Annotated in this window: 17 protein-coding genes and 2 pseudogenes; 10 read left to right on the top strand and 9 right to left on the bottom strand. The window is 70.1% G+C overall.

The features are described 5' to 3' along the window. Positions 1-7: 7 nt before the first annotated feature. Complete coding sequence (locus ACFPIH_RS23395) at positions 8-673, bottom strand: nitroreductase (protein WP_381175035.1); 666 nt, start codon at positions 671-673, stop codon at positions 8-10. A 193-nt stretch (positions 674-866) separates the two neighbouring features. Between ACFPIH_RS23395 and ACFPIH_RS23400 the strand changes: the two genes are divergently transcribed. From ACFPIH_RS23400 to ACFPIH_RS23410, 3 genes are read left to right on the top strand one after another with little or no spacing between them, the layout of a single operon-like run. Then, positions 867-1,757, top strand: a complete 891-nt coding sequence (locus ACFPIH_RS23400; protein WP_381175033.1) for an alkaline phosphatase family protein — start codon at positions 867-869, stop codon at positions 1,755-1,757. A 5-nt stretch (positions 1,758-1,762) separates the two neighbouring features. Then, positions 1,763-3,037, top strand: a complete 1,275-nt coding sequence (locus ACFPIH_RS23405) for an MFS transporter (protein WP_381175031.1) — start codon at positions 1,763-1,765, stop codon at positions 3,035-3,037. Next, positions 3,034-4,056, top strand: a complete 1,023-nt coding sequence (locus ACFPIH_RS23410; protein ID WP_381175029.1) for a TolB family protein — start codon at positions 3,034-3,036, stop codon at positions 4,054-4,056. Before ACFPIH_RS23405 ends, ACFPIH_RS23410 begins: the two co-directional genes overlap by 4 nt. Before the next feature lie 220 nt (positions 4,057-4,276). Here the strand turns inward: ACFPIH_RS23410 and ACFPIH_RS23415 are convergent, their stop codons facing one another. The 5 genes from ACFPIH_RS23415 to ACFPIH_RS23435 all read right to left on the bottom strand — a co-directional run bounded on the left by ACFPIH_RS23415 (position 4,277) and on the right by ACFPIH_RS23435 (position 11,130). Next, positions 4,277-4,636 (bottom strand): MmyB family transcriptional regulator, encoded by a 360-nt coding sequence (locus ACFPIH_RS23415; protein ID WP_381175027.1) that lies wholly within the window; start codon positions 4,634-4,636, stop codon positions 4,277-4,279. Between the two features lie 306 nt (positions 4,637-4,942). Next, the gene (locus tag ACFPIH_RS23420) at positions 4,943-6,154 is read right to left on the bottom strand and encodes an ABC transporter substrate-binding protein (RefSeq protein WP_381175025.1); all 1,212 of its coding nucleotides are present in this window, start codon (positions 6,152-6,154) and stop codon (positions 4,943-4,945) included. Positions 6,155-6,180: 26 nt separating this feature from the next. Further along, a complete protein-coding gene (locus ACFPIH_RS23425; RefSeq protein WP_381175023.1) occupies positions 6,181-8,724 on the bottom strand; it encodes an ATP-binding cassette domain-containing protein in 2,544 nt (847 codons plus the stop codon). Positions 8,725-8,737: 13 nt separating this feature from the next. Then, positions 8,738-9,607, bottom strand: a complete 870-nt coding sequence (locus tag ACFPIH_RS23430) for a branched-chain amino acid ABC transporter permease (RefSeq protein WP_381175020.1) — start codon at positions 9,605-9,607, stop codon at positions 8,738-8,740. 164 nt (positions 9,608-9,771) lie between these two features. Then, positions 9,772-11,130 carry an FAD-dependent oxidoreductase gene (locus tag ACFPIH_RS23435; protein WP_381175018.1) on the bottom strand — a complete coding sequence of 453 codons (1,359 nt, stop codon included), beginning with the start codon at positions 11,128-11,130 and terminating at the stop codon, positions 9,772-9,774. 445 nt (positions 11,131-11,575) lie between these two features. On the opposite strand from ACFPIH_RS23435, the gene ACFPIH_RS23440 reads away from it, so the two are divergent. After that, positions 11,576-12,364, top strand: a complete 789-nt coding sequence (locus tag ACFPIH_RS23440) for an enoyl-CoA hydratase/isomerase family protein (protein ID WP_381175015.1) — start codon at positions 11,576-11,578, stop codon at positions 12,362-12,364. 550 nt (positions 12,365-12,914) lie between these two features. Beyond that, positions 12,915-13,541 (top strand): TetR/AcrR family transcriptional regulator, encoded by a 627-nt coding sequence (locus ACFPIH_RS23445; protein ID WP_381175013.1) that lies wholly within the window; start codon positions 12,915-12,917, stop codon positions 13,539-13,541. A gap of 60 nt (positions 13,542-13,601) precedes the next feature. Here the strand turns inward: ACFPIH_RS23445 and ACFPIH_RS23450 are convergent. Next, positions 13,602-13,792: pseudogene (locus ACFPIH_RS23450) on the bottom strand (IS701 family transposase); the annotation flags it as partial. Between the two features lie 38 nt (positions 13,793-13,830). Here ACFPIH_RS23450 and ACFPIH_RS23455 point away from each other — a divergent pair. Further along, a pseudogene (locus ACFPIH_RS23455) lies at positions 13,831-14,781 on the top strand (IS30 family transposase); the annotation flags it as partial. A gap of 187 nt (positions 14,782-14,968) precedes the next feature. Here the strand turns inward: ACFPIH_RS23455 and ACFPIH_RS23460 are convergent. Then, positions 14,969-15,379: a VOC family protein gene (locus tag ACFPIH_RS23460; RefSeq protein ID WP_381175011.1), complete on the bottom strand. Its 411-nt coding sequence runs from the start codon at positions 15,377-15,379 to the stop codon at positions 14,969-14,971. 112 nt (positions 15,380-15,491) lie between these two features. Between ACFPIH_RS23460 and ACFPIH_RS23465 the strand changes: the two genes are divergently transcribed. The 3 genes from ACFPIH_RS23465 to ACFPIH_RS23475 all read left to right on the top strand — a co-directional run bounded on the left by ACFPIH_RS23465 (position 15,492) and on the right by ACFPIH_RS23475 (position 19,333). Further along, positions 15,492-16,502 carry a questin oxidase family protein gene (locus ACFPIH_RS23465; protein ID WP_381175009.1) on the top strand — a complete coding sequence of 337 codons (1,011 nt, stop codon included), beginning with the start codon at positions 15,492-15,494 and terminating at the stop codon, positions 16,500-16,502. 492 nt (positions 16,503-16,994) lie between these two features. Beyond that, positions 16,995-17,621 (top strand): acyl-CoA-like ligand-binding transcription factor, encoded by a 627-nt coding sequence (locus tag ACFPIH_RS23470; protein WP_381175007.1) that lies wholly within the window; start codon positions 16,995-16,997, stop codon positions 17,619-17,621. Positions 17,622-17,734: 113 nt separating this feature from the next. Continuing rightward, on the top strand, positions 17,735-19,333 hold the full coding sequence (locus ACFPIH_RS23475; protein ID WP_381175005.1) for an FAD-dependent monooxygenase: 1,599 nt from the start codon (positions 17,735-17,737) through the stop codon (positions 19,331-19,333). Positions 19,334-19,742: 409 nt separating this feature from the next. Here ACFPIH_RS23475 and ACFPIH_RS23480 read toward each other — a convergent pair whose 3' ends face one another. Then, positions 19,743-20,465, bottom strand: coding sequence for a TetR/AcrR family transcriptional regulator (locus ACFPIH_RS23480; RefSeq protein WP_381175003.1), 723 nt, complete (start codon positions 20,463-20,465; stop codon positions 19,743-19,745). 56 nt (positions 20,466-20,521) lie between these two features. Here ACFPIH_RS23480 and ACFPIH_RS23485 point away from each other — a divergent pair, with 56 nt between their 5' ends. Further along, the gene (locus ACFPIH_RS23485; RefSeq protein WP_381175158.1) at positions 20,522-22,186 is read left to right on the top strand and encodes an FAD-dependent oxidoreductase; all 1,665 of its coding nucleotides are present in this window, start codon (positions 20,522-20,524) and stop codon (positions 22,184-22,186) included. The last annotated feature ends 222 nt before the right edge of the window (positions 22,187-22,408 follow it).

Here is a 22,408-nt window from a genome sequence, read left to right on the forward strand (position 1 = left end):
GTGGATTTCACACACCGATGAAGCTCACTGTTTCTGTCATCTCCGCTCGCCCGGTACGCAGCCGTGGCACGCCTTCCTTCTCGAATCCCACGGCAACACCGCAGAACAGTACGAGCCCGTCATCGGCTCCGACCGTCTGGCTGACCGTCTCGCGGTACATGGTCCACATCACCTGGGGGCAGCTGTGCAGCCCTTCCGCCCTCAGCAACAGCATGACCGTCTGCAGGTACATCCCCGCGTCCCCCCACTGTCCGGGCCCCATCGTCCGGTCGAGATAGCAGAACAGTACGACCGGCGCCCCGAACGCCTCCGAGTTCAAGGCGGCCATCTTCACGGGCCGGTCGGGGTCGTCACGCTCGACGCCCAGCGCTTCGTACCGCTGGGCGGCCGCAGCGGAAAAGCGGTCCAGATACGGCGAGGTCAGACCGGCCGGGTACATCGGATACTCCCGCTCATCACCCGGGTCACCCGCCAGTGCCCTGGCCGTGGCGCGCCCCTTCAACTCGGTCAGGGGCTCACCCGTCACGACAAACAGGTGCCACGGCTGGAGGTTCCCACTCGACGGAGCCCGCGTCGCCGCGGCCAGCACGCGTTCGAGTACCTCCTTGGACACCGGCTCATCGCTGAACGCCCGCACAGCCCGTCGACTGTCCACCGCTTCATACACATCCACGTCTTCTCGTCCCTTCCCTCAACGACGACCAGCCCTGACTTTTGCTGTGTGTGACCTGTGTCTGGTGGGACCTTTGCCTGGCGGGGTTCACCGTTCGTCTGCCCTTCACTCATGGCCGGCCTGGGGCTCCTATGGTTGCGGCGCCGCTCCCCGTACCGCCGTGTACTTCCGTCGCTCTGTCCGGAGGACAGTTATGGCCGCCGTCAAGGCTCCCCAGCGCACCAGACACCCCCTCACCGCCCTCGCCGGGGCTGTCGCCCTCACCGCCACGTCGATCGGCGTGTGGGCTGCCACGGCCTCCACCGCGCAAGCCGCCGCGCTCCCCGCCCCCGACCACGTGGTGGTCGTGGTGATGGAGAACCACGCCTACTCGCAGGTGATCGGCAGCTCCAGCGCCCCGTACCTCAACAACACCCTCAAGGCGGGTGGCGCGAGCCTCACCCAGTCCTACGGTCTCACCCACCCCAGCGAGCCGAACTACTACATGCTGTTCTCGGGCTCCAACCAGGGCCGTACCGACGACAGTTGTGTCGGTGTCGGCTCCATCTCCACGCCCAACATCGCCTCCGAGCTGATCGCCGCGGGGAAGACGTGGGCGAGCTACAACGAGTCGCTGCCCAGCCAGGGTTCGACGACCTGCAGCAGCGGCAACTACGCACAGAAGCACAACCCGTGGTTCGGCTTCTCCAACGTGCCGACGAGCACCGCGAAGACGTTCGCGCAGTTCCCGACCGACTACACGACCCTGCCGAAGGTCTCCTTCGTCACCCCGAACCTGTGCAGTGACATGCACGACTGCTCGGTCTCCACGGGCGACACCTGGATCAAGAACAACCTGGGCGCGTACGCCACCTGGGCCAAGACCCACAACAGCATCCTCGCCGTCACCTTCGACGAGGACAACAAGCTCTCCGGCAACCGCATCCCCACCCTCTTCTACGGGCAGCACGTCACGCCCGGCAGCTCCAGCTCCACCACCTACAACCACTACAACGTGCTGCGCACCGTGGAGGACCTGGCCGGTCTGAGCGCGCACGCGGGCAACGCCGCCTCGGCGTCCGACATCACCGGCATCTGGAACTGACGCCCGTGTATCTCGCGGACTCCCGCAGCACCAAGGCCGCCGTCGTCCCGGACACCCGTCCGGGGCGGCGGCCGGCCGCCGTGCCCGGCACCGTGCTGGCCCTGGGTGCGGTCAGCCTGATCACCGACGTCTCCTCGGAGATGGTCACCGCCGTCCTTCCGCTCTACGTGGTCGCGGGCCTCGGCCTCTCGCCGCTCGGGTTCGGGCTGCTCGACGGCATCAACAACGGCGTCGGGGCCCTGGTCCGGCTGGCCGGCGGACACCTCGCCGACCGCGGAGGCCGCCGGCACAAGGTTGTCGCGGGCCTCGGCTACGGCCTGTCGGCGGTGTGCAAGCCGCTGCTGCTGCTCGCGCACACCCTTCCCGTGATCAGCGTCGTTCTCGCGGCCGACCGCACCGGCAAGGGGCTGCGGACGGCCCCCCGGGACGCGATGATCTCGCTGGCCACCGAACCGGCGCGCAGGGGACGGGCGTTCGGGGTGCACCGCGCCATGGACACCACCGGCGCGCTGCTCGGCCCGCTCGTCGCCTTCGCCGTACTGCGGGCCACCGTCGACGGCTACGACGCCGTCTTCGCGGTCAGCGCCTGCGTCGCCATGCTCGGGGTCATGGTTCTGGTGCTCTTCGTGCCAGGCCGCGTCATCCCCGCCGCAGCCCCCGTACGGCTGCCCGAGCCGGACCGCCCGCCGACCCTGCTGGACGCGTTCGGGCTGCTGCGCCGCCCGCAACTGCGCCGGCTCACCCTGTGCGCCGCGCTGCTCGGCCTGACCACCGTCAGCGACTCCTTCCTGTATCTGCTGCTCCAGCGCGAAGGGGCCCTGCCCGCCCACCTGTTCCCGCTGCTGCCTCTCGGTACCGCCGCCGTCTTCCTGACCCTCGCCGTCCCGCTCGGCGCACTCGCCGACCGCATCAACCGCCGCTGGCTCTTCCTCGCCGGCCACGGCGTCCTGCTGCTCGGCTACGGCCTGGTCCTCAGCCCCTGGCACGGTGTCCCGGCCGTGATCGCCGTCCTCGTGCTGCACGGCACCTTCTACGCGGCCACCGACGGAGTCCTCGCGGCCGCCACCGCGGGCGCCGTCCCGGCGCGGCACCAGGGTGCCGGGCAGGCGCTGGTCGGCACCGGCCAGGCGCTGGCACGGTTCGCCTGCTCGCTCGCCTTCGGCGCCGCCTGGACCCTGTGGGGCGGTCACACCGCGCTGGCCGTCACCGCCGTCGCCCTGGCCGTCAGCGCGGTCGTGGCCTCGTTCCTCCTCCGCACCACCGATGAGGTGCCCGCATGACCAGAACCACCCGCCTTGTGATCCTGCTGGCCGCCGTGCTGCTGCTGGGGACCGTCGGTACCGGTGCGGTGCTGCACGCCGCCCACCGGGCGGGCATGCGCGACGAGCAGCAGGCGGACGGGCCGACCGTGCGGGCCGGGACCGTCTCCCTCCAGCCGTCGAGTGGTCGCCGGCTGCTGGTGCGCAACCTGGCCTGGGGCCCGCACCGTGACGAGATCGCCACCGTGCCCGCCGACCACCCGCAGGGCCCGCGCACCGCGTCCGGCGTCAAGTGCCTGCGCTTCCACGCGGCGGCCGGCACCGGCATCTGTCTGCAGGCCGTGCACGGCGCACTGGAGGACAGCTACCGGGCGGTGGTCCTCGACTCGCACCTGCACGAACTGCACCACTTCCCGGCAGCGGGCATCCCCACCCGGGCCCGGGTCTCGCCCTCCGGGCACATGGTGGCCTGGACGGTGTTCGTCAGCGGAGACTCCTATGCCGGCACCGACTTCTCCACCCGCACCGCCATCGTCGACACCCGCACCTGGGCGATCGACGACAACCTGGAGACCTTCCACGTCACCAAGGACGGCCGCCCCTACCACGCCGCCGACACCAACATCTGGGGCGTCACCTTCGCCGACGACACCCGCTTCTACGCCACGCTGGCGACCGGCGGCCAGACCTACCTCGTGCGGGGCGACGTCGGCGCACGCACCCTCACCACCCTGCACCGCAACGTCGAATGCCCCTCCCTCTCGCCCGACGGCACCCGGATCGCCTACAAGAAACGCGTCAAGGGAGCCTCACCCGACGCGCCTTGGCGCCTGTATGTCCTCGACCTGCGCACCATGAAGGAGACGGCGACCGCCGAGCGGCGCAACATCGACGACCAGGCCCTGTGGGCCGGCGACTCCACCCTCGTCTACGCCCTCCCCGGCGACTACGGCTCGGACCTGTGGACCGTCCCCGCCGACGGCACCGGCACGGCCCGCCGACTGATGACGTCCGCCGTTGCCCCCGCCTACCTGGGGTGACAGGCCGATGCGGGGGACCGGGCCCGCCTCAGGGGCGTCCGCCGCCGCCCCACCGGAGTCGGCACCCGGCCGCCGAACACGGCCCGCTTCCGGTTTCCGGACCCTGAGGCCCGTCGCCTCTACCCCGGCTGGGACCTCATCGCCGACATGACTGTGAACGTGCCGCACACCGGAGGCGGACCGCAACCCCCACGACAAGGAGCCCTGGTCGTCGGCGAACTCACCCTCGCCTGGCACGGAAACCTCCTTGGGCTGCGCCTCGTCGGTGGCTGCCCAACTGGCCAGTAGCTTCAGGGAGTCCTCGACGGCCGTGCCTGCTTTCGGCAGTCATGACCGTCAGGCTCAGCGCGGGCTGGGCCGGCAGCTGCATGGCGTCGAAGCCGGGAGTGAGGTCGCCGACGACGGGGTGGCGGAAGTGCTTCTGGCCGCTGTAGGAGAGGCGCACGTCGTGCCGGGCCCAAGCCGAACGGAAGTCCTCGCTGCGGGTGACGAGTTCACCGACGAGGTCGGTCAGGCCCTTGTCGTGGGGGTTGCGGCCGGCCTCCGTGCGCAGCAGGCGACGGGGTTGTTCATGGGCCACGGGGTACCTGGACCGTGCGAAGTCCGAAGGCGTCCGCGTCGCGACAGGAGGCGGGGCCATCGGCGGCCCCGCTACTTCGTGGTCCCGACCGTGCTGGTCGACGTACCCGAAGGAGCCGAAGCCGCCCGCGAGGAGATCTTCGGCCCGTGATCACGGGATCCGGTTACGGACGGGACCTCACGAGCGCTGATCCCGTCCTGACGCCCGAGCGCCCGTCCCGGCCGGGGGAGAGGAAACCCAGCCCCCGGCCGGGACGACCTGCGCAACAGGATCGTCAGCCCGTTGCGGCCGCCGCCGCGGCGGCGCTCAGTCGCGTGCCGGGGGTGTGTAGAAGTCGCCCACGGATGTCCAGACGCCGTTCTTCACGACCACCTGCTGCACACTGCGCGTGCCGAGGTGGTTGCTCGCGCTGAAGTTCATCACCGGCGAAACACCCGGGTCCACGTCGGACGCCTTCTGGTAGGCCGCGCTGATGGTCTGGGACGTGACGGGGCCCTTGATGGTCTTCGCGATCTCGGCGAACACCTTCGCGTTGCTCCAGCCCCACAGGGCGAGGAATCCGGCGTCCTGCCCCGGCTCGTACTTGGCCATCGCGGTCCGGTACTCCTTCACCGCGGGGTCCGGATCCGAGGGCGCCTTCACCAGCTGTACGGCCTTGAGGCCCTCGGCGGCGTCCTTGGCCAGCGAGACCGTCGACTCGGCGGCCACCGGCGCGTAGGCGTAGGTGGGCAACGAGAGTCCCTGGAGCTTGGCCTCCTTGAGGAAGGCGGCCGCCTCGGGGGAGGTGAGGATCAGGATCACCGCCTGGGTCTTCGCGGCCTTCACCTTGCTGATCACGGGCGTGTAGTCGGTGGTCTGGTACTTGACGGGCAGCCGGTCGACCTCGACCGAGGGGTCCACCTTCTTCGCGACGGGCTCGACCTGCTTGGCCACGTTCACGAACGCGGCCGGGTCACTGTGCACGACGAGGATCTTCTTCGCGCCGTCCTTGACCGCCCATGCGGCGATCGCCGCGGCCTGGTCCTCGTAGAGGGTCTGGGTGCCGAACAGGCCGGGGCGCGGCGGCTTGTACCAGGCCTCGCTGCCGCCCACCTCGTTGAGGATCGGAACCTTGGACTGGTTGAGGACGAACGGGAAGGCGGCCTCCGCCTGGGAGGTGCCGTTCGCGTTCACGATGGCCACGACCTTGTCCTGGCCGACGAGTTCGCGTGCGATCTGCACGGTCTGCTGCGGGTCGGCCGCGTTGTCCTTGACGGTCCACCGGACCTTGCGTCCGTTGATGCCCCCCTGCGCGTTGATCATCTTGAAGTAGGCGTCGGCGCCCGCCTTCTCCGGCACGCCGTACGAGGCGGTGGCACCGGTCAGGGGCAGCCACGCGCCGATGTGGATCTCCGACGAACTGCCGTCGCCGGCGCCCGCCTCGTCCTGACCCGCGCACGCGTTGGCGGTCAGCGCCACTGCGGCCAGGACAGCCGCCGTTCCCGCGGCGCGGCGGAATCTTCTGATGGTCCGGAACACGGTACACCTCGTTCAGTACGGGATTTTCAGTTCACTTGGGGAGTGCGGGCGGGGGTCGCCGCGGTTTTGGCGGCCGCTTCGTGGGCGCCGCTGAAGTACGCCGCTTCCGCCAGGGAAGCGAACGCCGGGTCGTCCGGCCGCCCGTGGGCGGCGACGGCACCCTCGTGCAGTACGACCACCTCGTGGCAGACGGACATGGCCCGGCTGAGCAGCTGTTCGAGCAGTACGACCGTCAGACCGTCGTGGGCCAGCCTGGCCAGCCGGTCGTAGACCTCGTCGACCAGGGCGGGGGCCAGCCCGAGTGCCGGTTCGTCGACGATCAGGACGTCCGGCCGGACGATCAGCGCCCGGGCGATGGCCAGCATCTGCTGCTCTCCGCCGGACAGCCCGCCGGCGGGTGCGGACAACCGGTCGCGCAGCCGTACCGGCAGCCACTCGACGGTCTCCTCCAGCCGTTCCCGCAGGGGCGCGCCGGTGATGCCCGCCGCGTACGCCGCGACTTCGAGGTTCTCGCGCAGGGACAGCGTCTTGAACAGGGCCCGACCCTCGGGCGCCAGGCTGGTGCGGACGGCGCCGTCCGTCTCCCGGGCGCCCCGGGCGGGTTTGAGTGAGCCGTGCAGGACACCGGCCAGCGTGCTCTTGCCCGCTCCGTTGGCTCCGGCGACGCCCAGCATGATCCCCTGGCGGACGTCGAGGCCGACGTCGCGCAGGGCGACCACGCCGCCGTACGTGTGGCCGACCTTCCGCAGGCCGATCATGCTCCGGTCACCCCCGCGCTCGGGCGGCCGGGTCCTCCCTTCGACCGATCCCAGGTACGACGACCGGACTTTCGGATCCTGCAGGACGGTGTCGGGGGTGCCCTCGCCGATCGTGCGGCCGAAGTCGAACGCGAGCACCCGCTGGGCGACGGAGAAGAGGTCGTCGAGGACGTGGTCGATGACCACCACGGCCGTGCCGTCGGCGTGCAGCCGCTTGATATGCCGTGCGAGCAGGGCCCGTTCACCCGCGTCGAGGCCGCCGAACGGCTCGTCGAGGATCAGCAGCTTCGGTTCCTCGGCCATCGCGCGGGCCAGGTCGAGGCGCTTCTGGAGGCCGAACGGCAGTTCCCCGGGGCGGCGGTCGGCCACCTCCGCGAGACCGACGGAGTGCAGCAGCCGCGCGACGTCGGCCCGGTCCCGGGCGGTGATCCAGCGGCGGGTGCACAACACGTTCTCCGCGACGGTGAGTTCGGAGAAGACCTCGGCGTGCTGGAACGTGCGGCCGATGCCCAGCCGGCGCCGCGCGGTCGCCCTGGCCTTCATCAGCGGGCGGCCGTCGAAGTCGGCGGTCCCGCTCACCCTGCCGTTGCCGGTCAGCCCCGACAGGGCGTTCAACAGGGTTGTCTTTCCAGCCCCGTTGGGCCCGATGACCCCCAGGATCTCGTTCTGACGGAGGGACAGCGAGGCGTCCTCCAGGGCCTTGAGTCCGCCGTAGGAGACCGACACATGCTCCAGATTCAGCAGGACGGGTCCGTCGTCGGCGGCCCGGGACGGGAGCGGCAGCGGCGAGAGGTCCGCCGAGGCCTCGGGGGCGGCCGACGGGCCCCGGGCGGCGTCCGGGCGCCTCCGCGCGCGCCGCAGCAGGCTTCGCGCGGGCGCCGCGAGGAACGGAACGACTCCCCCCGGGAGGAAGAGGAGCACCGCGATCAGTACGAGGCCCTGCACGACCGGCTGGGGCAGTCCGACGGCGGACGAGAGCGAGGGGTTCCAGGTGAGGTAGACGCCGCCGGCCACGGCGCCGAGGATGGTGCCGACCCCGCCGAGCACGCACGCCGCGATCAGTGAGATGCCGAAGTTCAGCGAGAACGGATCCGGGCTCACGAACCCGGTGAGCAGACCGAGCAGCACGCCCCCGAAGCACGCGCAGGCCCCGCTCACCGCGAACGACAGCGACGACTGCGCCTCCGGCGCGATGCCGATCGTACGGGCCGCCAGGGGATGCGACTTGGCGGCCACCAGGCGCATCCGCAGCCCCGATGCGGCGGCCGGCACGGCCAGCGTCAGCACCACGGCGGCGGCCCCGACCGCGAGGTACTGGGAGTCGGCACTGCCACCCAGGAGGGTGCCCAGGCCCAGGGCGCTGCGCAGCTGGATCACCGGCACTCCCTGGTCGCCGCCGGTCACGCTGCTCCAGCGGTTGACCAGTTCCAGGGTCACCGTGGTGAACGCGAGGGTCAGCAGGGCGATGTACAGCATCGAGAACCTGGCACCCGCGTACCCCAGGAAGCCGCCCAGGACGGCACCGGCGGCGACGGCACCGAGCACCACCGCTTCCAGGGGCCAGTCGTGGCCACTGCCGTACGCGGCGAAGTAGGCGCCGATCGCGAAGAACGCGGGGTGGCCCACCGACCAGATGCCTGACCAGCCGGCGAGCAGGCCGACCGACAGCACGACGATCGTGTACACGGCCGCGAGCCCCACCGAGTACATCTGGTACGCGGGGATCGCCCCGGAGGCCATGAACGCCATGAGCACCGCGCCGGCGGCCGGGCCCAGGGCGGCCTTCGCCAGGAGGGAACGGTTGAAGACCATGAAATGCGACCCCTCAGACCCGTTGGAAGGTGCGGGTGCCGAACATGCCCTGCGGACGGATCAGCAGCACCAGCACGGTGAACGAGAACACGAACGTGTCCCGGAAGCTGGCGGAGACGTAGTTCGCCGCCAGGTTGTCCAGGACGCCGATGGTCAGTCCGCCGAGGACGGCGCCGTACATGCTCGTCAGGCCGCCGAGGAAGATGCCCGCGAAGGCCCGGAACAGGGGGGCGACGAGCGCCGTCGGCACCAGTCCGGAGCGTGGCGCGTACAGACAGGCGGCGAGCGCGGCGAGACCGAGGCCGAGCGCCCAGGAGATCCTGGCCAGTCGTTGGGCGCTCAGCCCGACCACGTTGGCGGTGTCCGCCGACTCGGCCACGGCGCGCATGGCCGAGCCGAGCGTGGTACGGGAGAACAGATAGCCGACCAGCGCCATCGCCACACCGGCGACGGCGATCGTCACCAGGCTCTGGACCGGTACCGCCGCGCCCGACCAGCGCACCGTCCCGTCGACCAGGTTGGGAAAGGCCTTCGGCTGATCGCCCCAGATGGATCCGGCCATGCTCTCCGCGACCAGGGACACGCCCATCGTCACGACGAGCGCGGAGAACAGCTGCCCCTGTCCCAGCGGCCTGATCACCGCTTCACGCACCACCAGACCCGCCGCCACGGTGATCACGACGGCGGCGATGACACCGAGCGCCATCGCCACACCGCGATCATGGAGCGAGACCGCGACGTACAGACCGAGTGTCGCCAGCGAGGCCATCGCGAAGTTCACGACATCCGTGGCCCGGTAGATGATCACCAGCCCCAGACCCATGAGGCCGTACACGGCTCCACTGGCCACACCGCTGACCAGGACAAGCAGGAACTGACTCACAGTCCCTCCTTCGGGGAAGAGCGCTTTCGCGCCATGCGTGCGTGAACCATGACCACCTCACGGTGCGGCGGGTTAAAGTGAACTCAATTCAGTACGCTAGGCACTCCGGTGCCGGACGGGCAAGCCTCGTGCACGGGATTTGCGCCCGAGCGTCCGACCGGGGCTCAGTGCCCGACGACCGTCGGTGTCTCCGCGAGTGCGGTCAGTGCCGCTGCCAGGCCGAACACCAGGGCGGGCGCCAGGCCGCCCGCATAGGCTCGCCGGTACAGTCCGCCAGCGTCGGCGCCGGCCGCGAGCAGCCCGGGTACGGGACGCCCCCCGGCCGAGTGCGCGGAAAGGGCGTGAGCCCGCCGGTCGATCAGCAGGCCGCCGAACGTGAACGTGATCGCCGGGACCGCCTCGACGACGTAGAACGGCGGTTCGTCGAGTGGGCGGCGGTCGAGCGAACGGCCGGGCGTCGTCGCGCCGTTCGAGCCCGTGGTGGCGTTGAACTCCTTGATCCGGTCGCGGATCGTGGCGCCCGGATAACCCCACTCCTCGGGCATCGACGCGAAGTCCTCCAGGCTGTCCGCCACCGCGCTGCGGGCGCCCGCGCGATGGCACAGCTGGAACTTGTCGACGCCGGGGATGCCCTCCACGTATGACGCGCTGATCCACTCGCGGTGCACCCGGGCGTCGGCCACCAGCAGGCCACGGGCCCCCGGCCGTTCCAGCAGAGCCATGGTGGTCAGATGGTCCCCGACGGTCTCGTCGACGAAGCGTTCGCCCGTGGTGTCGAACAGGAGTGCGTGCTCGCTGTAGTAGAGCGCGAGGTCGACAAATCGCGCCGAGTCGGCCAGCGAGACGCCCGCCGGCATCAGATGCCCGTAGAACCCCGCATCCTTCTTGCCGAACGCCGCGCCCGCGCCGCGCCCGAGCCTGAGGCCGTCGCCCCGACTGTGTGGATTGGCCCGCAGCCCGATGTCCGCGGCCTGGGGGTGGACGTGCTCCGCGAGCAGGCTCGGATCCCCCTGGAAGCCGCCGGTGGCGAGCAGGGTCCAGGTGGCCTCGATCCGGCGCGACGATCCGTCGGGCAGAAGACAGTCCGCTCCTTTGACCACGCCGTTCTCCGTGACGAGGGAGCGGGTCCGGGTGCCGGTCAGCACTTCCTGACCGCGGTCGCGGATCAGCCGTTCGCACGTGTCGAGGTAGTGGTTGGTGTCGACCTGATGCCCGCGGCCGAAGCCGAGCACGGGTACCGGCGGCCTGCACTCCACGCCGAGCGACCGGATCCACGCCACGCCGTCCGCGAACCCGTTCACCAGGGCGGCGGCCAGTTCGGGATCGCCGTCCGGGTTGACCCGGCGCAGCTCCTCCAGGGTCGGGGCGGTCCATACGAAACCGGCGAAGCGGGCGGAGCCGCCGGGGCGTTCCGCCTTCTCCACCAGCACTACCGAGCCGCCCTCGGCGGCCACGCGAGCGGCGGCCGACAGACCGGCCATGCCGCCACCTATCACCAGCAGATCCACTGTCTCCGCACCCATAGCGGGTCCCACCGCCTTCGTGTCGCTGACTGGAAGAAGACGCTAATTGAACTCACTTCTGGAGTCGAGAGGCTGGTCGACATGCGATGCGGCAGCAGGGGTTTCGGCCGGACGGGACGGGAGCGGCGGGAGCGGGCGGGCCGACGGCGGCGGGGGAGTGGCGGGAGCGGTGGACGGGGGATCGGTCGTATCGGTCGCTTCCCATGGCTGGCCGACGCTCCCTCCCCGTGTTCGAGGTACGCCCACCGCGACTTCCTGGCTGACGTGGCTGCCGACGCAGCCGATCACGGCGAACGCCTCCGCAGGTTGGCCCGCCGCGGAGCGCGTCCCACTCCGCGGCGGGATCGGCTTCGCCCGGGAGCGCCCTGCACATCAGTCCGATCCATTGACAGGGGCATCCACTGCCTCCAGAGTCATACTGAATTCAGTTCACACTGGAGGGCTCATGGCTGTCGAAGACGAGATCCAGTTCGAGCGGGACGGTCATGTGGCGCGGGTCTGGCTGAATCGACCGCACAAGAAGAACTGTGTGACCGTGCCGATCCTCGACCGCCTCGACAAGATCATCACCGAGGTCGACGAGGACCCCGAACTGCGCGTGCTGGTTCTGCGAGGGCGGGGCAACACCTTCTGCTCCGGCTTCGACCTGGACAGCCTCAAGGCCGACTTCATCGGCCGGTCCAACGCCATCGACGTCGCTGTGAAGTCCGCGAAGGTGTGCGACCGGCTGTATTCGATGAAGACCCCGTCGATCGCCGTCCTCGAAGGCCATGTCACCGCGGGCGGCTTCGAGCTGATGATCTCCTGCGACTTCGCGATCGCCGCGGACGACGCCCTGATCGGCGACTTCCACATCCGTCGGGCGCTGTTCGGCGGCGCGGGTCCCATCTACCGCGTGCCGCGCATGATCGGCGTCCGCAAGACCAAGGAACTCATGCTCACCGGCAAGCTGCTCACCGGTGTTGAGGCCGTCGGGTTCGGCCTCATCAATTCCTCGGCGCCCGCGGACAGGCTCGACGCCACGGTCGAGGAGTTCGCCGGCCAGCTCATCGACAAGAGCTCGTTCACCATGTGGGTCACCAAGATGACGATCGACCGGAGCCTCGACGCCGATATCCAGTCCCTGATGGTCATGGAGCATCTCGCGGTCGGCGTGATCCTCAACTCCGACGACGCGGCGGAGGGCGTCGCGGCCTTCCTGGAGAAGCGGGAGCCGAAGTGGAAGGGCCGCTGAGCGTCGACGGCCGGCTGTACGACTCCTGGTGCGCCGGGTGTCGTGTGGCCCGTGTGGCCGTGTGTCCCGCAGATCCGGCGGCCCTCGCCGGGGGCCGGGCCGAACCGGTCGCCCTTTCGGACACGGACACGCTGGGGACGTGGACGGTGCGGCGGTCGGCGCCCGAGCCGCCGCCCGCCCGCCGTCCCCAACGCCGGACCGCGACTGCCACGGCTACGGGTCCGAACGGCGTACGACGGCAGCGACGCGCGGCAGGGAACGCCGAAGCGCTGTTCACCGAACTCGGCCTGGCGTAAGCGTCGTTCGTCACTGTGCGCTACGGATGCGCGGCGGACGTGGCCCTGGCCGTCGGCTTCGAGACCGGTGAGCCAGGGCGTCGCCGAGGCTCGTCACCGGCCGTCGTCACGGCGTTCACGGAAGGCCGGGAAGGCGTGACCACGCTCCTCTCACGGGCATCGGCCGTTCTTCGGTTCGCACCCGAATTGAATTTGGGTCTACTCCCAGACGGCCGGACGATGACCGGCACGTCCGTGAAGCAGGGGATGAGGCGATGGCAAAGGCCCGGACAGCGGATCCGGAGGAGGGTCCCAGGTCGAGGCGCGGCGCGATCCTCGTGGCCGCCGTGGAACGCTTCGGGGAGGACGGCTACGAGAACACCAAGTGGTCGGAAGTGGCCGACCGGGTCGGCATCGGGCATACCGCCCTTTACCACTACTTCGAGTCCAAGGCCCACTGTCTGCTCACCATCATGCGCCTGGAACTGCAACGCTCCCACGACCAGTTCGTCGAGGCCACGACCGATGAGAAGGACCCGGTGGAGGCGGTGCGCGCGGCGGTCCGGTCCGCCTTCGGGGTGACCGAGCAGGAGATCCGCCAAATGCGTATCCTCCAGGCCAACATGTCGCTGCTCGCGAGCCCCCGGAAGTCCAGGCGCGAGGAGGCGGAGCGCGTCGCGGCCCGTCAACTGGTCCATATGGTTGAGCGGGACTGGACGAACCTGCTGATGCGGGGCATGGCGAAGGGCGCCTTCCCGGTCCGTGACGCACACACCGTCGGTCTCGCGGTCCTCGGCATGATCGTCAGTGTCTGGCGCTGGTACCGCCCGAACGGAGTGATTCCCCTGCCGGAGATCAGAGAGGTGTTGGAGGGATGCGCCGTGCGGATGGTCGCGGAGTAGCTCCTCGACTGCGAGGAAACGGTGGCCGTGGGCTCCGGCCCCTGTGGACGGCTTCTGTCACGCCCGCTTGGGCACCTTCTTGGCCAGGGCGTCCGCGCGGAACTTCGCGGCGCCGTTGGTGACTTCGTGCGAGCAGGCCACCGTGAGGACATAGCCGGTCCCGCGTTCCTCCAGCGCGGCTTCGGATTGCCGCCGCAGACCTCGTCCCCAGCGACCCAGGCGGCCCGGTGGCCGGCGTCCAGGACCTGAGTTCTAGTGGTCGTTGCAACACCTCAGCTCAGAGGTGGCAATGGACTTCGAGATTCATGGTGGCCGGAGGCCTCAGGGGAACAGACCGCTGGTCCGAGAACGGGAGACATACTTCCGACTTGTGGATCAAGGAATGAGCTTCGCCGAGGCTGCCAGGACCGTCGGCATCAGCACCCGCACCGGCGAGTGATGGCGCAACGGACGAGGCGCATCGGGTCGGATCAAGGCATATCCACCGATCAACGCGGCACCCGTCACTGAACCGACCGACCCCTCGCGCTATCTGCGCGAAGCCGACCGCGTGCACATAGCCGACCGGCTACGGGAGAAGGCCACCATCCGGGCGATCGCCGCCGAGCTGGGCCGAAGCCCGTCGACGATCAGCCGCGAAGTCCGCCGCAACCGCACCGCCCTGGCCAACGGCCGCTGGCGCTACCGTCCCTTTGCCGCCCAGCGCCGAGCTGACGCCCGGCGGCCTCGCCCCAAGACCGGGAAGATCGGCCAGAACCCGGAACTGCACGACTTCATCCAGTCCCACCTGGCCCTGCGCTGGAGTCCCGAGCGGATCTGTCACGCTCTGCGCAGGCGCTTCACCCATCGGCCGGAGATGCACGTGACCCACGAGACCATCTACCAGGCCCTATACGTCCAAGGCCGCGGTGAACTCCGCCGCGAACTAACCCAGGCTCTGCGCACGGGACGTGCCATCCGCCGTCCTCACCGCCTGGCCGACCGGCGTCGCTCCCGCGCCGTCAAGAACATGGTCATGATCAGCGAACGGCCCGCCGAGGCAGCCGACCGCGCTGTCCCCGGGCACTGGGAAGGCGACCTGATCGTCGGCCCCAGCTCCCGCTCCGCGATCGCCACCCTGGTCGAACGCAGCACCCGCTACCTGATGCTGGTCCACCTGCCCGACGGCCACAGCGCCGCAGCCGTGCGCGACGCCCTCATCACCACCGTCAAAACCTTGCCGCCCCGTAGCACGCGGGCACGTCCCGCCGACCCGCACCCGCCCATCGCTCGCCTACTGTGCGTCGGTCAAATCGAACCGCCGCGTCACCGCTAAGGTGGCCACGAGGTCTCCGGTGTCTGGTTCTTCTTGGTCGATGAACCCTTACCGGAGACCTCACTCCTTCCCGATCAGGACACGCCGCCGCTCAGCTCACTCAAAACACGCCCTAGTCGCGCTTGGGCCAGATGAGGCCCTGATCGGTCCAGATGACACCCTTGTTGCGGCAGAGGCAGAAGGGGTGGCCGATGGGGTCGGCGTAGACGCGGAAGCCGTAGCCGTCGGGGCCGGTGCAGTCCCGCTGCAGGGTCGCGCCGAGGGCCAGGACGCGGCGCTGTTCGGCCTCGATGTCGTCGACTTCGAAGTCGAGGTGGAACTGCTTGGGGTGCTCGCTGTCGGGCCATTGCGGGGCGCGGTAGTCCTGCACCTGGATGAAGGCCAGTTCGATCTCGCCGAACTGGATACCGGCCCAGTTCTCGTTACTGCCCTCCTTGACCGGGAGCCCCATCACCTCGGAGTAGAAGGCTGCCAGCTTCATCGTGTCCGGGCAATCGATGATGAAGTCGGTTAGTCGTAGCATCCCGCGATCTTGCCATAAGATCAAATGAGCCGGACTTTGAGACAGGCCCTAGGTCCGGTCCTAAGCCTTCAGCCTGTTACGCCGCCGTGGCGCCTCGCCTAACGTCCTCCGCATGGACACGACGGGCATTCTCGACGAGGCGCTCCAGCGACTGCACAGTTCAGGGCCGGAGCACCTTGGGCGGCTCACCAACCACGCGCCGATGGCCGTTGAAGCCCTGGCCGCGCATGGCCAGGCCGGCTCGGTGCACCGGTGGCTCGACCTGTACGCGAGCAAGCTTGAGGAGTTCCCGTCCGGCGTCGAGCTGGTCACGAGCGCCAACTGGCGTTTGGCTCTCGGCGATGCGCGCCGCGCCGCCGACTGGATTGACTACTTCGGCCGTGAGATCGCCGAGCGTCCCTGGCGTGATGTGCTGACTGAGTGGTGGCCCCGTCTTCTGCCCGGCATGTACGGCGGCTCGACGCACCCGGTGATCAGGGTGGGCCACGCTGTGCGCACTCTTCTGACCGGTGAGGACAGCGAGCCGCGTCTGGTCGAGCTCGCCCACGGGCTCGGCTATTGGGCCGCCCGCTACCACCCCGTCACGGATGTCGCTCAGTTGCCCGGCGCCGACGGCGCGGCCGCGGCTCTGGACGCGGTGACGCCTATCGCCGAACGAAAGGACGGTTTCGACGCCCGGCTCGGCCGCGTCACGGGCCTGCCGGTCTGGGCGCCCGCGGTCACGGACGCGGATGAGGCGCACCGCTGCCTCAGCGAACTGGTGCGGGCGGCCACCCACCGCTACGCCACCCACGGCCACGGCGACGAGACAATGCTGGTCCACGCCGCCACGGCCCCGAACGCCGTCCTGCGTACCCTTCCCGCGCTCCCGCATGCCCTGTGGGTACCGAGCCTGCGGGCTGCCTGGACGGCATCTGCGGCGGTGACCGCGATGTACGCACCCCACGCCCCGGTCTCCTATACCCCGCAAGGCACCTTCACCCCGGAGGAAGTCTTCGAACGGGCCCTGGCGCACGGCGACGAACACGTCATCAAGCTGACCGACACGGCCCTCGACATCGGCGACGAACGGGCCCTGGCTGCGGCATTGCGCTCCATCGAACTGAGCGATCCGCTGGCGTAGCCACTGCCATGAAACCTCAGGCCCAGATGCGCAGCGATGCGAGGGTGACGGCTGCCTGTGCCGGGACGGCTGGAGCATCCGCGCGAAGGTACCGTCCACCTCCCACCGACGGAAACGTGTGTGCAGCGTGGCCCACGGCCGTATCACTCAGGCACATCCCGCCAGGCCGTCCCAGTGCGGAATTTCCATACGATGCCGCACGGGCAGCAGCGGACGGATCACGGCCGGCCGGCGCAGCAACCGCCATTACCTGCGGCGGCGCCAGATCAAGCAGGTCACCGCGGATTCGTCGTGGCTTGTCGCAAAGACCGGACGTTGGTGGACGTGTACTCGTCCGCGACGGTGAAGACGCTGGCGCGGCGCGGGCATTCCGCTTCCTCCCCACCTCGTCCCTCCTGGAAACCCTCCAGGACCTTCGCCCAGTGGTACCGATAGAAAGTTGCCACACCGGCAAGATTGCCAATCCGGCATTATTTGCCTACGGTGGCTGACATGACTGAGGGAGACGACGCCCGCGTCGGGCTGCGGGAGCGCAAGAAGCGGGAGACCCGCGTCGCACTGAGTCAGGCCACGATCGGCCTCTGCGTGCAGCGAGGGTGGGACAACGTGACGGTGGAGGACATCGCCGCCGCAGCGAACGTGTCTGTGCGCACCTTCCGCAACTACTTCTCCAGTAAGGCCGAGGCGATCGCAGCCGGCCACCTGGAGCGCATGCGGCGGATCGCCGACTCACTGCGCGCGCGGCCGGCCACCGAGCCCCTGTGGGACTCGATCGCCCATGCCGTGCAGGCCCAGTTCGTGCCGCAAGGCGACACCGTGGGGTCTCCCCGCGACCGGCGCTGGACGGACGGACTGCGGCTCATGCTGGCCGAACCGGCCCTGCAGGGGGAGGTCGTCAAGGCGAACGCGGCCGCACAGGAGGAGCTGGCGAAGGCGATCGCCGAGCGCACCGGTACCGACGTCACCCGTGACGTGTACCCGCAACTGGTTGCTGCGGTGATCGGGGCGAGCAGCGCCGTGGCCGTGGAGCACTGCCTGCGCGCGGACCCGCCTGCCCCGCTCGCCCCGACGCTGCGCGAGGTGTTCGACCGGGTCGCCGCGGGCCTTCCCACTCCTTGAAGAACGCGTACGAACCGAACCGAACCGGACCGGCCGGGCCGGGTGCCAGGCCGGGCCGGTCCGCCCTTCCTCCATCCACGTAAGACTCCACTCATGTAAGAGGGGACACGCTGGTGATCACTGATGTCGTCATAGTCGGCGGCGGCCCGAACGGGCTGATGCTGGCCTGCGAACTGGCCCTGGCCGGGATCCGTCCGGTCGTGCTGGAAAGCCTGCCCGCGCCGAGCGAGGAGCCGAAAGCGAACGGACTGCTCGGCCAGGTCGTGAAAATGATCGACCGCCGGGGGCTGCACGAGCGCCTCAGCGGGGTGCCGGGGCCGCCGCAGCCGAACTCGGCCTACTTCATGTTCGCCGCGATGGGCCTGAACCTGAGCCTGCTCCAGGACAGCCCGATCTACGGCCTTCCGGCGCCGCAGCAGCGCATCGTCCAAGTCCTCCATGACCGGGCCGTCGAACTCGGGGTGGAAATCCGGCGGGGGCACGAGGCCGTCGGCCTGTCGCAGGACGACCAGGCGGCGACTGTGGACGTCGCGGGGACGGACGGGGCATACCGGTTACGCGTCCCTTACGTCGTCGGGGCGGACGGGGCACGCAGCATCACGCGCAAACTGTCCGGCATCGGTTTCCCCGGCGTCAGCTATGACCGCAGGACCACCCGGACGGCGCATGCGAACGTACCGGCGGCATGGGTGGATCCCACGACCGGCGCCCTCGACGTGCCCGGCTACGGACCCGTCCTGCCGTTCCTGCCCCACCGCACCGAGCACGGCGGATTCTCCTACGCGCCCTTCCCCGGCCACCCGCCGCTGATCAGCACCACCGAGTGGGACCAGCCCGAGACCGAGACGCCGATCAGCCTCGACGAACTCGGGGCGAGCATCCGCCGCGTACTCGGCGCCGACCTGCCCCTGAGCCCGCCCGTCGGCGAGGGACCACATGTGCTGCGCCGGTTGACAGGCGGCAACACCCGAGTCGCCGAACACTTCCGGGACCGCCGCGCGTTCCTCGTCGGCGACGCGGCCCACGTCTACGCCTCAGGGGGCGGCCCCGGGCTCAACCTCGGCCTACAGGACGCGGTCAACCTTGGCTGGAAACTCGCCGCCGCCATCCACGGCAAGGCCGGGCCCGAACTGCTCGACAGTTACGAGGCCGAGCGCAGGCAAGCCGCCCACCGCATGGTCGTCAACGCCCAGGCACAGTCCGCGCTGACCGCCCCGGGCAGCGACGTCACCGCGCTGCGCGAACTGTTCACCGAACTCCTCGGCCACCCGAACACCATCCAGCACCTCGCCGACCTCACCGCGGGCACCGACGTCCGCTACGCCATGGGCGGCCCCGACACGCACCCCCTGGTCGGCCGGTTCGCGCCGGACATGGAACTGCGCACCCCCACCGGGACGGTCCGGCTGGCGGAACTCACCACAACGGCCCGGCCCCTGCTGCTCGACCTGACCGAAGACGCATCGGCTGCGCAGACGCTCGCACACTGCCACGACCGGGTGGACATCGTCACCGCACAGCCCCAGCACCCCGCCCCCGCGGCCACCGCTCTGCTGCTGCGGCCCGACTGCTATGTGGCATGGGCATCAGCCGCCACCCACCCCGACCCGGCCGACCTCGACGCCCTCCGGACGGCCACCCAGCGGTGGTTCGGCGTCACTGAACCTGCCGCTGCGAGTCGGAACCCCTCAGAACGGCATGAGGGTCGTTGAGGCCGCCAGCAAGTGGGAACGTCCTGGTGCTCCCCCCGCTCCAAGCGACCCGTCGGACAGGCTTTGGCTGCCACGTGTCTGGACGGCCGGCGCGGTTGGCGGGATGCCCAGCGCGTCCGGGGAAGTTCCCGTGTCGCTGGCGCTGATGACCAGCCGGTCCCCCGCCAGGCATCGTCGCTGACCGCGTCGAAGCGGGCTGTGTCGATGCCGGACCGCATCACGCGCAGCGCCTCGCGATGAACGAGCACGACGTCCGCCGGGTGCAATCCGTCCACGAGTATGAGTTCACGGACCGAGGTGCCGTCGCCGTCCTGATTGATCACCGCCCGATCTTTCCCTGAGCGATGTCCACGCCCGTGGAAAGCGGCTGACGGCAGAATCTGCCCAACCCCTTTTGTTCGGACATGCACTAGCGGTGTGCGAGGCCGTCGATCATCAGGGCGAGGGTGAAGTCGAACCGGTCGTGTCCCTCGCCCGCGGTGAGTTCGGCGGCGTGGCGGGTGGTGTGGGGGAAGGTCTCGGCGGGCAGGGCGGTGAGCCGGTGCAGCAGTTCGTCGCGGTCGAGGACCCAGATGGCGTCATCATGCGCCGACCGCTGGCGCACGATCGATGCTTCGAGGCAGTAGGCGGCCACGTACAGCAAGAGGGCGTCGATGGCCCAGGCGGCGGCCTGCGGGGCGACACCGCCGGCGACCAGGATCGCCAGCATTCCTTCGCTGACGCGCAAGGTGTCGAGGTCGGTGGGGGCCATGGCGAGCGCGGCGCGGGAGATTCCGGGGTATTTGAGGTACTGGTCGCGTATCTGGGTGCACACACCGCGGATCTGCTCCCGCCAGGCCGCGGGGTCGGGTTCGGGCAGTACGAGCTCGGCGCACAGCCGCCCGATGAGCAGTTCGTCGAGGTCGGCCTTGTTGACCACGTGGGCGTAGAGCGAGGCGGGTCCGGTGTCGAGCGCGCCGGCCAGCCGACGCATGGTCAGTGACTCGTACCCCTCTGCGGCGATGACGCCCAGCGCGGTGTCGATGACCTGCTCCACGGTGATCGGGGCCGTGCGGCGCCGAGGCCTGGGGGCGGCTTCGGCCTCGGGATTCGGCGGCAGGTGTCGCGCCGCGCGTCGCTCTCTCGGGTTCACCCGGCCACTATAACTTGACACGAACGCCGTTCGTTCATAGAACAGTGTTCGTGAACATGGATGTGGAGCAGGATGTGGAGCAAGACGTGGAGCAAGACGTGGAGCAAGACGTGGACGTGACCGTGGTCGGAGCCGGGCCGGTGGGCCTCGTGCTCGCCGCGGAGCTGGCGCTCTGCGGGGCGAGGGTGCAGATACTGGAACGACGGGCCGAGCCGGACGAGGCGATGAAGGCCGGGTCGATCAACGTGCCGACGGCCGAGGCACTCGACCGCCGCGGCCTGCTTTCCGCCGCCGAACAGGTGCAACGAGAGATCCTCGAGAGGGTGGGGTCGTTCGCCCCCAAGGCCGACGACCAGCCGCCCGGTGGCGGCCGGCCAGCGCGCGAGTCGCGGTTCACCGGGCACTTCGCGGGAATGATCCTCGACGCCGACCTCGTGGACTGGGCCGATCCCGACCTCGCCGCGCACGCCGCGGTCGACGGAGCGAGGATGGTGCCGCAGCGTGAGCTGGAGGAGTTGCTGGCCGAGCATGTCGCGCGACTCGGCGTACCGGTGCGTCGCGGGGTGGAGGTCACCGCGCTCGAAGACACCGGCGACGGCGTGCTCGTCGGCACCACCGCCGGCACGGTGCGCACCGGTTGGCTGGTCGGGTGTGACGGCGGGCGCAGCACCGTGCGCCGCCTCGCGGGCATCGGCTTCCCGGGCACCGACCCCGAGCTCACCGGCCGCCTGGCGGTCGTCGACATCGCCGACCCGGAGAAGCTCGCGAACGGATGGGCGTGGTCGAACCGGGGGTCGTACCGCTACGGACCACAGCCCGGGCGGGTCGTCACCGTGGAGTTCGACGGCCCTCCCGCCGGCCTCCCCCACTCTCGGCTTCGCTCGAGCGGGGGGACCCCCATGCGCCGGGGGACCCCCACGGCGCCGGTCACCCTCGAGGAGTTGCAGGCCAGTCTGCGCCGGGTCTCGGGCACCGACGTCACACTGACCGCGCTGCGCGGCGCCGCGACCCGTTGGACCGACAACGCCCGCCAGGCCGCGACCTACCGGTCGGGGCGGGTGCTTCTGGCCGGCGACGCCGCGCACGTGCACTCGCCGTTCGGCGGCCAGGGGCTCAATCTAGGGGTCGGCGACGCGATGAACCTCGGCTGGAAGCTCGGTGCCGTGGTCGCCGGATGGGCACCCGACGGGCTGCTCGACACCTACGACGCCGAGCGTCGTCCCCTCGGCGCCTGGGTGCTGGACTGGACGAGGGCCCAGATCGGGGTGATGCGCGGGGACGCCAAGTCGGCCGCCCTCCGGGAGGTCGTCGCCGATCTGCTGAGCACTCGGGCGGGCACCACCTACGCGGTCAAGAAGCTCTCCGGCGTCACGCAGCGCATCGACCTGCCCGGTGACCATCCGCTGGTCGGCCGGTTCGTCCCCGACCTGTCGCTGACGGACGGCTCCCGTCTGGTCGACCACGGTCACGGCGGCGAGTTCCTGCTGCTCGACCGCACCCCGGACCGGGCGTTCGCCCGCCTCGCCGCAGCCTGGGCCGGGCGGGTGAGCAGCGTGACCGACGACCACGCGACGCCGGTGGTGGTGTTGGTACGCCCGGACGGGGTGGTCGCCTGGGCCTCCGACACCACCGACACCGCCGCCGTCACCGGCCTCGAAGCCGCCCTGCACCGCTGGGCCGGCGCGCCGTCGTCCTCACCCGCGCACGAGCCGGTGGGCTGAACCCCAACGCGCAGACGCGTCCTCAGGCCTCATGACTGGTCCTGTTCAAGTAGTCGGACTTCGGCTCGGCGTTCCTGGACAGTTGCTGGACGCGGCGCCTGGGGGGTGGTGTTCTCGGTCGTCGGCCGTTGGACGGATTCACCGGGGGACGACCAGCTGCTCGAAGTCCCTAGCCGGCGCATCAGCTCCCCGACCCGCTGCCGCGCGGCCGTGTCCACGGCC

This window comes from Streptomyces vulcanius (assembly GCF_042653945.1).
GTDB lineage: Bacteria > Actinomycetota > Actinomycetes > Streptomycetales > Streptomycetaceae > Streptomyces > Streptomyces mangrovi.